The organism is Desulfurobacterium sp. TC5-1 (assembly GCF_000421485.1).
In the GTDB taxonomy this organism is placed as follows: Bacteria; Aquificota; Aquificia; order Desulfurobacteriales; family Desulfurobacteriaceae; genus Desulfurobacterium_A.
The window spans coordinates 133,935-146,372 of record NZ_ATXC01000001.1 but is presented as its reverse complement, the minus strand read 5'-3'; the positions used below and the strand labels follow the sequence as shown (position 1 = coordinate 146,372).

General features: G+C 37.4%; 13 protein-coding genes and 1 tRNA gene. 8 read left to right on the top strand and 6 right to left on the bottom strand.

Features of this window, described 5'->3' with window-relative positions; all coding sequences use genetic code 11:
• Positions 1-27 precede the first annotated feature (27 nt).
• From H153_RS0100770 to H153_RS0100760, 3 genes are all read left to right on the top strand, one after another.
• Positions 28-1,389, top strand: a complete 1,362-nt coding sequence (locus H153_RS0100770) for a cytochrome c biogenesis protein ResB (RefSeq protein WP_022846223.1) — start codon at positions 28-30, stop codon at positions 1,387-1,389.
• Entirely contained in the window at positions 1,382-2,389 is a 1,008-nt protein-coding gene (gene ccsB, locus H153_RS0100765) for a c-type cytochrome biogenesis protein CcsB (protein WP_022846222.1), read from the top strand. Before H153_RS0100770 ends, ccsB begins: the two co-directional genes overlap by 8 nt.
• A gap of 52 nt (positions 2,390-2,441) precedes the next feature.
• Positions 2,442-2,516, top strand: a tRNA-Val gene (locus H153_RS0100760).
• Between the two features lies 1 nt (position 2,517).
• On the opposite strand, the gene H153_RS0100755 is transcribed toward H153_RS0100760, so the two are convergent.
• The 6 genes from H153_RS0100755 to H153_RS0100730 form a co-directional block, all read right to left on the bottom strand.
• The gene (locus H153_RS0100755) at positions 2,518-4,092 is read right to left on the bottom strand and encodes an AMP-binding protein (RefSeq protein ID WP_022846221.1); all 1,575 of its coding nucleotides are present in this window, start codon (positions 4,090-4,092) and stop codon (positions 2,518-2,520) included.
• Between the two features lie 64 nt (positions 4,093-4,156).
• A complete protein-coding gene (locus H153_RS0100750) occupies positions 4,157-4,444 on the bottom strand; it encodes a S4 domain-containing protein (protein ID WP_022846220.1) in 288 nt (95 codons plus the stop codon).
• Positions 4,374-4,679: a lipopolysaccharide assembly protein LapA domain-containing protein gene (locus H153_RS0100745; protein WP_022846219.1), complete on the bottom strand. Its 306-nt coding sequence runs from the start codon at positions 4,677-4,679 to the stop codon at positions 4,374-4,376. Before H153_RS0100745 ends, H153_RS0100750 begins: the two co-directional genes overlap by 71 nt.
• A gap of 63 nt (positions 4,680-4,742) precedes the next feature.
• Positions 4,743-4,937 (bottom strand): 4Fe-4S binding protein, encoded by a 195-nt coding sequence (locus H153_RS0100740; protein WP_022846218.1) that lies wholly within the window; start codon positions 4,935-4,937, stop codon positions 4,743-4,745.
• The gene (folD, locus tag H153_RS0100735) at positions 4,934-5,791 is read right to left on the bottom strand and encodes a bifunctional methylenetetrahydrofolate dehydrogenase/methenyltetrahydrofolate cyclohydrolase FolD (protein ID WP_022846217.1); all 858 of its coding nucleotides are present in this window, start codon (positions 5,789-5,791) and stop codon (positions 4,934-4,936) included. The genes H153_RS0100740 and folD overlap by 4 nt, the downstream gene beginning before the upstream one ends.
• Entirely contained in the window at positions 5,775-6,572 is a 798-nt protein-coding gene (locus H153_RS0100730) for a TIGR00282 family metallophosphoesterase (protein ID WP_022846216.1), read from the bottom strand. The genes folD and H153_RS0100730 overlap by 17 nt, the downstream gene beginning before the upstream one ends.
• A 119-nt stretch (positions 6,573-6,691) precedes the next feature.
• On the opposite strand from H153_RS0100730, the gene hypD reads away from it, so the two are divergent.
• The 5 genes from hypD (at position 6,692) to H153_RS08870 (ending at position 12,436) form a co-directional block, all read left to right on the top strand.
• Complete coding sequence (gene hypD / locus H153_RS0100725) at positions 6,692-7,765, top strand: hydrogenase formation protein HypD (RefSeq protein WP_022846215.1); 1,074 nt, start codon at positions 6,692-6,694, stop codon at positions 7,763-7,765.
• A gap of 108 nt (positions 7,766-7,873) precedes the next feature.
• A complete protein-coding gene (locus H153_RS0100720; RefSeq protein ID WP_022846214.1) occupies positions 7,874-8,959 on the top strand; it encodes an HD domain-containing phosphohydrolase in 1,086 nt (361 codons plus the stop codon).
• Positions 8,956-9,294, top strand: a complete 339-nt coding sequence (locus H153_RS0100715; protein ID WP_155883371.1) for a hypothetical protein — start codon at positions 8,956-8,958, stop codon at positions 9,292-9,294. The genes H153_RS0100720 and H153_RS0100715 overlap by 4 nt, the downstream gene beginning before the upstream one ends.
• A gap of 5 nt (positions 9,295-9,299) precedes the next feature.
• On the top strand, positions 9,300-11,525 hold the full coding sequence (locus tag H153_RS09790) for a response regulator (protein WP_022846212.1): 2,226 nt from the start codon (positions 9,300-9,302) through the stop codon (positions 11,523-11,525).
• A 14-nt stretch (positions 11,526-11,539) separates the two neighbouring features.
• The gene (locus tag H153_RS08870) at positions 11,540-12,436 is read left to right on the top strand and encodes a hypothetical protein (protein WP_022846211.1); all 897 of its coding nucleotides are present in this window, start codon (positions 11,540-11,542) and stop codon (positions 12,434-12,436) included.
• Positions 12,437-12,438 lie beyond the last annotated feature (2 nt).

Genomic DNA, 12,438 nt, shown 5'->3' with positions numbered 1-12,438 from the left:
CGATGAATACAGACAGCGGAGGATTTAATGCTCAAATCGCTATACAAACTCTTCAGTTCAGTAAAGGTTGCCATAATAATCCTGCTCTCCCTTGCCGTAACATCCATCATAGGAACAATTGTCGAACAGCAACAGAACCCGGATAAATATTTAAGAGAATATGGTGAGGTAACCTACAAAATATTTAAATTTTTGGGGTTTACTGACGTTTACCATTCCTGGTGGTATATCCTGCTCCTTGTTCTACTTGCAATTAACCTTACAGTCTGTTCCATAGAACGTCTCCCTAAAATATGGAAGATTGCTAAACACCCGAAAAAGAAATTAAAAGAAGGAGCTGAAAACGCTTACAAACTCGTTCACAGATTAACTCTCTCAGCCGGCAACTCTGACGAAGTAGCAGAAAAGTTGACTGCAATCCTTAAACAGATGGGATATAAACCTGAAAAGGTTCCTTCAGATGAAGAAAATACAAGATACGTGTTCGCAGATAAACACGTTTTTGCAAGATTCGGCGTTTATATTGTTCATGCAGGTATTTTAATAGTTCTTATAGGTGGTCTATTAACCGCTATTTTTGGATATAGAGGATATATGAATCTTGCCGAAGGTTCTGAAAGCAACCTTGTAACACTATTTGGAAACGGAAAAATTATAGAACTTCCATTTGACATCAAATGTGACAAATTCACAATAGATTTTTATCCGTCCGGAATGCCAAAAGCCTACATAAGCGACCTTGAAGTAATAGAAAAAGGTAAAACAGTAAAAAAACAAAAAATTGTGGTCAACACACCGTTGTCGTACAGAGGCATATATTTTTATCAGGCAAATTACGGGAAAGGAAGAATCTATTTCTTTAGAAAAAAAACAGAAAATGCTAAAGAAGAACCTATTATAGACGCGCTGGGGCAACCTTTCTATATCGGAAAGGGGAAAGATGGAACTGAATACTACCTATCACCTGTTGCGATGGACGGACGTTTTATATTTGTCAATCTGATTACCAAAAAAGGTGAAACCATAGCCCAGGCGAAAATGGTGTCAGGTCAGTGGTATAGAATTCCCCAAACCGGACAGTTTGTAGCGATAGGTGGTGCTGACATGGCTTATTACACCGGACTCCAGGTATCCTACGACCCGGGAACCTGGGTTGTATGGGTGGGAAGCACGATAATGGTAATAGGCCTGTTCGTTGCCTTCTTTATTCCTCATAAAAGAATCCTGGCAAGGATAAAGCAGATAAAAGAAGGCAAAGTAAACATCGTAATCGCGGGAAGAACAAATAAAGGTTTTGAGTCTTTAGAAAAAGATATGGATAAAATCTTAGGGGTTCTTAAGTCTTCATACTGCAATATTTTAGCCCCTAAGGAGGAAAACCATGATTAATTCTGTCCAGCTCTTTAACATTGGAATGGTGATTTTTCTTGCCGCTTCTGTTTTCTACACAATCCATGCATTTTCAAAATCGGAAACAGCCGGCAAGATTGCCACCTACCTTTCAATTTTAGGTGTTGGAGTTCAAGGTGCTGCATTTGTGGTAAGAGGCATGGAGAAAGCAAAGCTAAACATGGTAAGTGACTGGCTTGCCTTTTACAAGTACGCACCCTTCACAAACATGTACGAATCACTGATGCTCTTTGGGTGGTCAATAGTAATCATCTACCTCATTTTTGAAAAGAAGTACAAGAACAAAATCTTTGGGATGTTTGTTCTTCCCATAGCAGTAATTTCGGAAGCTTCAACACAAATCTTAGGATTTAATCCAGAAGCCCAGCCGCTCGTTCCTGCTCTCCAGAGCAACTGGTTGCTCTTCCACGTTGTTACAACCTTTATCGGATACGCCGGTTTTGCAGTTAGTGCAGGTGTGGCATTCGCATATTTTGCAAAAAGGGAAGATGCAAACAGAACCGACTGGGCTGTTGTATTTCTTACAACTGTCTTCACCGTATTTTTCATTGTCTATTCTGCCTACAGAACAAACATACTGATGTTTTTGGCAATATCGGTAGTTGCAGCAGGACTGTTTACGCTATTCCTCATATGGCTTAACAAAAGCAAATATTCAAAATATCTTCCTTCAATTGAAACGCTTGAAGACATCATGTATCAATCCGCAGCTGTTGGATTCGTATTCCTGACAATTGGTATCATATTGGGTGCCGTATGGGCTAAATATGCCTGGGGCGGTTACTGGTCCTGGGATCCAAAAGAGACATGGTCATTGATTACGTGGCTTGTGTATTCAGCATACCTGCATGCAAGATATATCAAAGGTCTTTCCGGAAAACCCCTTGCTTACTTTACAATCATCGGATTCCTGTGCGTTATATTCACATACTACGGTGTAAATCTCATTCTGCCAGGACTTCACAGTTACGCACAGTGATAAAAAGACTTGCAACAGAAAAGATTGGGGCTATATTTTAGCATTGTCATGTAGGACCGTAGCTCAGCGGGAGAGCGCCACCTTGACGCGGTGGAGGTCAGGGGTTCGAAACCCCTCGGTCCTACCACTTAAATCTCTTTATACATGTCAGGAAGCATAAACCTCCTCAACTTTCCTATTCTGGTTCTCGGCAGTTCCCTATCAGTTATCTTAAATTCCTTTATCTTCTTATAAGACTGAAGATGTCTCGTGGTCTTTTTAATCTCCTGCTTTATAAACTCATGAATGTCTTCTATTCCCTCTTCTATCAAAAGTTCAAAGTCTGGACGAATAATTGCCTTTATGACACCTCCGTCCTCAAAAACGCCAACTTCAAGAATGTAATTGCTTTTAAAAACCTCATTCTCAATATCTTCAGGATAGACATTTTTACCGTTATCAAGAACAATTACATCCTTCGCACGACCTGTAATGTGAATAAAACCGTCATCATCTATAAAGCCTAAATCCCCCGTATAAAACCAGCCATCTCTTATAACCGCTTCCGTCTCTTCAGGACGGTTATAGTAACCTTTCATAACGTTGTCACCCTTCACGGCAATTTCACCGTTGACTATTTTCACCTCAACACCTTTAATCGGAGGACCTGCAGAACCTATTTTTTTCTTATCAGGCCTGTTAACAGAAACAAGAGGAGACGTTTCCGTAAGACCGTATCCTTCAAGAACATTAAAGCCCAAAGCCTCCAGGCCTTTAGCAACTTCAACGTTCAGCTTGGCACCTCCTGAAATCATAAACCTTAGAGACGGACCTATCTTTCTGTGAACTTCCTTAAATACCGCTTTTTGAAGCTTCTTTACACCAACTTTACGGAATAATTTCAAAGCTGAATTAACTAATTTTTTCTTGGGTCCCGAAAGCTTACCTATCTCAACCATAATGTTATGGTAGATAACCTGATATAACTTCGGAACACCAACCATTATAGTTACATTCTGGTCTCTAATCGTGGATAAAATATCGTTAGGTGTCAACTTCTCTATGAAAGCAACCGGAAGACCTTCAACAACAGGAAGCAGTGCCGTAACAAGCAACGGATATGTATGATGAAAAGGTAAAATTGCTGCAAAACGGTCATCATCTCTCAAAACACCAGTATCTTCTATTCCTTCAATATTGTGATTAAGATTTTTATAGGTAAGCATCACACCCTTTGGATTTCCAGTTGTTCCTGATGTGTAAAGAATAACGGCAACTTCTTCAATGTCTGGAATTTTAACTGTTAAAGGCTTTTCTTCCTCGAAGGAAAGATTATCAACAATTACAATCGAAGGGTGATAACCAAGCTTCCTGACAGCCGCCCTTACCTTTTCCTTATTGGCAGAAGAGGTAATTATGTAACGGGGCTGAGAATCCCTGAATATATTGAAAAGCTCTTTCTCGGAAAGTAGATAATCTGCAGGAACAGCAATACCTCCTTTAAACATAATGGCAAACAGCGAAGCAATCCATAAGGGCGAATTTTCCATAAAGATAACAACTCTATCCTCCTCATTTAATTCAGGTAAGTTATCCTGAATCACAGAGATCCTCTTTTTAAGATCTTTAAATGTTAAAGGGATATACTTACCGTCTTTCTTGCCAATAAGAATCACCCTATCTGCTTTCTTGTCAAGATTATCAACTACTCTCTCAAGAAACATTAACAGACCTCCACAACAAAAAGTATTTAGAAGACGCTTTATTTTACAACACTCTGAGAAAGGTTCAAATAAGGTCAATAATATCTGATATAGATTTTTTCTTATCTTCAATTATTGTTATTAATTCACGTGCCATCTTTTTGGAAACGTTTTTCCCGGCAGGAACGGCATCAATTCTAAATTTTAAGTACCTATTAACAGTATCTATTTCTACGACATCCCCCTCTTTTACATCTTTTGAAGCTTTAACAACGCTACCGTTCACCCTTACAACACCTTCATCACACAGTATCTTCGCCTGATTTCTCCTCTTTATTATCCTTGAAAGTTTCAGAAACTGATCTATTCTCACTCTTTTTCCCTCTCCTGAAAGAAATAGAAAAAAGCCTTGTTAGAAGAGATAGGAAAGCTGCAGTTAGAAATCCGGCTATATATGAAATAATTATCAGCATGAATAACTTTGTTTTGTAGGCACCGACAAAAGGAATCACAACATTAACGTCCTGAAAGTTTGAAAGTGCAAAGAGAGAAACAGCTATTACAATAGCCGCAATAAAAATGGAATAAAGAAGCTGTTTAAACGTCATTAACCTATCCTCCGAAAAATTCTAAAATTAAATTTAACACACCGGAAGGAAATAGTCATTTAGTCATTCAAGAACTTTAATCTCTATTGCATCGGTGGGACAGTTCTCTTCACATATCCGACACGCCATACACCTATCAGGATACTCAACAACTGCCTTTCCTACATCACTCATTTCGAAAACATCCACAGGACAAACATCAACACAAATGCCACAACCGGTGCAAAGCTCAACATGAATATAAGGTATATTTTTCAAATTCCCTCTCTTAATTTAAACGCTTTAACTGTATTATACATCAACATGGCTATTGTCATGGGACCAACACCACCTGGAACAGGTGTAATTGCAGAAACTTTTTCTTTCACATTCTCAAAATCAACATCACCTACAATTTTTCCGCCGACTCTGCTTATACCAATATCAATAACTACAGCGCCTTCCTTTACCATATCAGACTTTATAAGGTGCGGAACCCCTGTTGCAACACAGAGAATATCAGCATTCATCGTGTAACTTTTCAAATCTTTTGTATATACATGGCAGACAGATACAGTAGCATTTTTATTTATCATCATATTTGCAAGAGGTTTACCTACAATATTACTGTGACCAACCATAACAGCATTCTTTCCTTCAAGCTCTATACCGTAAGCTTCGAATATCTTCATAACACCGTAAGGAGTGCACGGCATAAGTCCTTCATCAAAAAGCCCCAGAACAACTTTTCCCATGTTTACAGGATGAAAACCATCAACATCCTTAGCAGGGTCAATAAGATTAATTATTCTCTGAGAATCAAGATGTTCAGGAAGAGGAAGCTGAACTAAAATTCCGTCAACATCCTCTTGTTCATTCAAAGTTTTCACTATCTCCTCAAGCTCTTCTTGAGAAATTGAAGCAGGTTTCCTTATACCTATAGATGTTACACCTATCTCCTCACAGGTTCTCTCTTTATTCCTTACATAAATCTGGCTTGCCGGATCATCACCAATAAGTACCACAGCTAAAGTTGGTGCACGACCAACCCTTCCTTTTAAAACAGACACCTCTTCCTTCAATTCCTCTTTAATCTTTGCAGCAAGTGTCTTTCCATCAAGAATAGTTGCCATCCTCACCTCTTATATAAATTTTTTGTATCCTTTCAAAAGAAATTACTTTTCTGCTTTCTACATCTACATTAAAAGAAACACCGCATACCTGAATCTTTGAAGGTTTATCAGGTACCTTAAAACGGACTGGAAGTTGTTTAATAAACCTATCAATGCTCTCTTTCAAATCCATCCCTATAACAGAATCTACCGCACCGCACATTCCAGCATCGGTTATGTAAAGGGTTCCTTCAGGCAGCAGTCTTAAATCAGCAGTCTGCACATGAGTATGAGTTCCTAAAACGGCACAGGCCCTTCCATCAACATAATAACCAAACGCCTGCTTTTCAGATGTTGCTTCTGCGTGAAAATCCACGATAAAAAGGTCTTCAGGAAATCGAGAGTGAACGGCATCAAAAACCCTAAAAGGATTATCAAGACACTCCACATAAATCCTACCCATAAGATTAACTACCGTTACTGTAACATCTTTAATCTTCAATCTGATTAAACCTTTTCCTGGAGTACCCTCTGGATAGTTTAAGGGGCGGAGTAGCGGATAATCCTCTATAAAATTAAAGATCTCCTTTTTGTCCCAGGTGTGGTTTCCCATTGTAATAACATCTACACCCTGAGAGAGGAATGCTTTCACTATCTTTTCTGTTATACCAAAACCGGCTGCGGCATTCTCACCATTAACAATACACAGATCATACTTTCCTCTATTTTCTTCCAGCCAGAGCTGAAGTGCTCTTCTACCAGGTCTTCCAGAAACATCTCCAAGAAAAGCAACCTTTAACACTGACGACAAAGTAAACTCCCGAAGCAGAAATTAAAGGAATTTTACGACAATATCGGTTCAAATCCAAGAAAAGAAACATGTATGTTAAAATCCTTTTTAGCCAGAATGAGGAGGTGTGTATGAACATAGAGAAAGTACTTAAAGTTTACGATAATTCAGAAAAGCTCATAAATCTAATCCACGAGCTCGCACCAAGAGATAGAAAAATAAAGATAATGAATGTCTGTGGTTCTCACGAACATACAATTACTTTCAGCGGTATGAGAAGTCTTATGCCTGAAACAATAGAACTCGTTCCCGGTCCTGGATGCCCTGTCTGCGTATGCTCAGAAAGTGACATAATCAACGCCATAAAGCTATCACAGAGAGACGACACCATACTTTTAACCTACGGTGACATGCTAAGAGTACCTACAAAAATAGGCTCCATAAGAAGTGAAGGTAAACATTACAAAATGATAAGCGCTCCACACGAAGTCATTAAAATAGCAAAAGAAAATCCTGATAAAAACGTTGTATTCTTCTCAATAGGATTTGAAACCACAACAGCACCTACAGCAGCACTCATAGAGATGGGACTGCCTGAAAATGTAACAATCCTCACATCCCAAAAACTTACACCAGAAATAATGGAAATCCTTGTCAAGGATAGTGAAGTTGGCGTTGACGCCTTCGTCGCTCCGGGACACGTTTCGGCAATAGTCGGTGCAAATGCGTGGAAAAGATTTCCGGAAAAGTACGGAATACCAACGGTAGTAGCAGGATTTGAACCGGAAAATCTTCTGCTTGCATTCGCAGTAATATTAGCACAGATAAAAGACGAAAAGCCAAAATTGGAAAACGTTTACAAAGGAGTAGTAAGAGACGAAGGGAATAAAAAGGCTCTTGAACTGATGTACAAATATTTTGAAAAAGCAGATGTAAACTGGAGGGGAATTGGATACATTCCACAATCAGGATTGGAACTCAAAAAGGAGTACAGTAACATTAATGCAAGAGTAAAATTCAACCTGCCAGAGATAAAAGAGGAAAAGATACCCGGATGTATATGTGACAAAATTGTCCTTGGCAAAGCGTATCCATCAGAATGTAAACTATTCGGTAAAGTATGTACGCCAAGGACACCAAAAGGGCCCTGCATGGTCTCCGGTGAAGGTGCGTGCAACATATGGTACAGAGCGGGTAATCAGTAATTAATAAGATAAAAAATTTTTTAAAAATGCGTAGAGTTGCAATTCAAAAATATTAGTATTATTTTTTCTGTGAATGGTCATTCACCCATAAAGAGTGAGGATTGACATATGGAAAAAACAATCAGAATCCTTATAGTCGATGACGAACCTTTTAATATCAATCTCATGAAAAAACTTGTAGAAAAAGCAATAGATAAAGTTTACTCTATATTTACATTTCACATCGAAGCCACAACATCTGCCCAAAAAGCTCTTAAAATAATAGAAAAAGAACATCCTCACCTGATAATAACAGACATAATGATGCCGGAAATAAGTGGATACGATCTTATCAGAGAAACCAGAAAGAACTACAACATGGAAGAGCTAAAAATCATTGTGGTAACAAGTCTCGAAGATAAAGAATCCCGTGTTAAAGCTCTTCTCCTTGGTGCAAATGATTACACCGTCAAACCTGTTGATCCAGTGGAATTCCCAATACGAATAATGAACAACATAAAGCTAATAGAAAACTATCTCCTCCTTAAGGACAAAACTCTCCTCCTTGAAAATGCCGTTGCCAAAGCAGTAAAAGAAATCAGAGAAAGGGAAGAAGAAATTATATTCCGTTTAGCGGCAGCAACAGAATACAAAGACCAATTTACAGGAAACCACATTAAAAGAGTAGCAGAGTACTGCAAATTGATAGCAGAAAAATATGGATGTGACAAAAAATTCATTGAAGACATATACCTGGCATCACCACTCCATGACATAGGAAAAATAGCAATACCTGAAAGTATCTTAGGGAAAAAGGGAAAGCTAACACCGGAAGAGTGGGAAATAATGAAAAAACATACAATTTATGGTGTTGAAATACTAAAAGGTACAAAAATCCCTTTACTCAAATTCGCCTCCAGAATTGCTCTCTATCACCATGAAAAGTGGAACGGAAAGGGATATCCCGAAGGGTTAAAGGAAAAGGAAATTCCACTTGAAGCAAGAATAACTGCTATTGCGGATGTGTTTGACGCTTTGACATCTGTAAGACCTTACAAAAGAGCATTCTCGTTTGAAGAAGCAATGGAAATCGTAAAATCAGAAAGAGGCAAAAGTTTCGACCCTGAGTTGTTAGATGTATTTGTTGAAAACGAAAAAAAAGTAAGGGAAATTTACGAAACTCTTTCAAAAACAGAAGAGAGGGAGGCAGTATGATGCAAATCAAGGAAGAAATAATTGAAAACATAAAGAAGAAAGCCTATAAGCATCTTGAAAATTTCGGATTTGAAAATGATGACATAAAGGAACTTATAGAAGACGGAATAACTTCTATCAAAAGCAAGCTTTTTTTAATAGAAAAAGCCTTAAAAGAGAAAAACGCAGACACCCTGATAAAAATAACTCATGCACTTAAAGGAATACTTCTTAATATGGGAATGGAAGAAGAAGCCGAAGAATTCAGAAAAGTCAAGAGATTGTATGAAAATAATAACAACTTTGAAAAACTTGAAGAACAGGTAAAAAAAGCGATAAACAAACTCAAAGGATAACTGTTATGAAGCAACTATCTCTGAGAACAAAACTTCTGCTTCTCGTGACAGTATCGCTTGTTGCTTTTCTTATAAATTTCTCATACATGCTTTTTTACAGTTATAAAGAATACAAAAGAAGCTTAAACAATCTTGAATATGCACAAATTTCTCTTTATCTCATTGATTTCATAAATGAAGCAGAAAAAGAAAGAGGACTGTCAACCATATTTGCCGCCTCCCATAACACATATTTTCGCAACAAAATGTATGAGGAAAGGAATATATTTGACGCCAGATTGGTAAAACTTCAAGAGAAACTTAACGAATCCTCAATCCCCATATCAAAAGAAATAGAAAAAAAGTTAAATAAAGATCTTTCCAATCTTGAAAAGCTCCGGAAAGCAATAATTGAAAAAACGCCGGACTACAATGTAATCTTTCTCTATTATTGCAATCTCATAGAGAACCTATACGACTTTTTTAAATACAGGGAAGCACCATCCAGATATTCAAATTTAATCTATCCTCTTGACAGATTAAAAAATATAGAAGGAAAACTAAGAGCTTATATAGGTGTTGGACTTTTCAAAGGATTTGATGAAAATCTTATCAAAAATGTAGAAAGGGCCATATATGAAAAGCGTATAGTATCAGCATCCCACATTTCACCGGACATAGAAACAGAGCTTAAAAAAATACGAGCATTGCCTGAAGGACAAAAAGTTTATCGCACAATCGAGGCTGTTTTACACGGAGAAAAACCCGACATATCCCCACAGGAGTGGTGGAATATAGAAACAAAATATATAGAAAAATTGAAAGATTTTGAAGAAAAAATAGCAAGATATGAAATTAAAAATGCCATAAAAATAGAAAAAAGAGCAAAAACAAACTTCATTCTTGCACTTCTATTTTTAATATGTTTCCTTGCAGTGTTGGGTTACTTTTTCTTTACCATCATCAATGACATATATAAAAACATAAATGACCTCAAAAAAGTTCTCTCCCACGCAACTGTTGGAAAATTTGATACGAGGATGGATGAAAACACTCCAGGAGAAATGGGTGAAATTGCAAAAAACATAAACAAGTTGCTTGAAGCATTCAAGAGATTCGCATATAATGAAAAAATATTTATCGCTTCAGTTTCCCACGAACTCAGAACTCCTCTTAACGGAATCATAGGGTTCCTAAATCTTCTCCTCAAAACAAATTTGAGCAAAGAGCAGGAATCATACGTCAAAAACGCAGAACTCTCTGCTCACCAGCTTGTTGAATTGATAGAAGATCTTCTTGATACAACAAAAATTCAGACCGGACAGATAGAACTCAAAGAAGAAGAATTTGACCTTAACCGCATTATTCAGGACGTCATCATATCAACATCAACCAAAAAGAATCCAGAACTTGAAATAAAATGCAAAGTTCCTCAGTTTGACACACTTTTCATAGGAGACCAGAAGCGTATAAAGCAAATTTTCTACAACCTGATATCAAACGCCTGCAAATATACTCAAAAAGGTTTTGTTGAAATAGGCATAAAGGACATGAAAGAAACTAACGGGAGTATTGAAATTATCTTTTACGTAAAAGATACAGGAATACCTCAAAACAGAAAAAAAGAACTTTTTAAACCGTTTGGAAGAGTATGCACAAAAGAAACCCAGGGAATAAAAGGAACTGGCCTTGGCTTATACATATCTAAAACACTGGCTAAACTTATGGGAGGTGATATCTGGTTTGAATCAGAATACGGAAAGGGAAGCACCTTCTATGTTTCATTTAAATTGAAAAAGGGAAGAGAAAAGACAGAAGAGGAAAAGGAAACCTCGCTTTCTTCAACTGAGTTGAAAAAACACTACAATTTTTCCAACCTTAAAGTACTGGCAGCAGAAGATGAACCAATCAACAGGAAACTATTCCAGAAAATCCTTGAAAAGAACTTTAACATTAAACATATAGACATGGCAGAAAATGGAGCTGAAGCGTATGAAAAAGCCGTCAAGAATAATTATGACGTTATATTCCTCGACCTGCAGATGCCTGTTATGGACGGCTTTGAAGCTCTTGAGAAGATGAGAAAGGCAGGTATAAAAACACCCATATACATGCTTACGGCAGACGCATATAAAGACACAGAAATAGAGGCCAAAAAGCACGGTGCTGACGGCTACATAACAAAACCGATAGACGTGAAAAAACTTCAAGAAATTTTTATCCAGACAAAGGAAAAGAAATCAAAGAATTGATGTTAGGAGGTACCGTGAAGCAAATTTTAGCATTTATTTTTATTATTTTTCTTTCCTCGTTCAGCACATGTGGAAGAAGAGGAAATCCTTTACCTCCAAGAGACTTTCATCCCCTACCTCCTTCAAAAATCCACTACCAGCAGGTAGTATCAACGCCTTTAATTTACTGGGAAAGCCCGGCAAAATTTGAAGACGGTGAACCTATATCTAAAGAGGAAAAAAAGGACATCAAATACATCATAGACATAAATTTTGGTCACAGTACAGTAGAAACAAACAAAAACTACTTCAAATACAAACCACTAAAACAAAATACAAAGATATGCTTCCGGGTTGCTGCTGTTTTTAAAGAATTTATAGGCGAATTCTCTGAACCTGTATGCAGAATAATCAAAGCACCTATTCAGGAAGCACCTACTTTAAAATCTGTAAAAGCAGGAGACAGAATAGTTAAAATTGAATTCAAAAAACATAAGTACAAAACTATAGAGATCTTTAAATCCGACACCGGTCATTTCAACATAATTAAACCTTTTAAAACAATATCAGGTAATCTTTTTACTGACAGCAGGGTGGAAAACGGAAAAAAATATTTTTACTGTGCACGATATGCCAACAACGAGATAAAAGGACCCTTCACAAAAGTAATAGAGGTCATCCCCAAGGACAATATACCTCCAGCCCCTCCTGAAAATCCTATATTGATAACAGACCATGCGTGCTACCTTGTATGGGAACCGTCAATATCCAGAGATGTAAAGTACTATAAAATTTTTTATAATGGTAAATGCATCGGGAAAACAACAGGATTAACATTCATGCTTAAGAGATGTCTTAACGGTACCTACAGAATAGGTGCCGTTGATAAGGCAGGGAACATTACCCTCTCAAAACCTGCTGTAAGGAGGTAGGG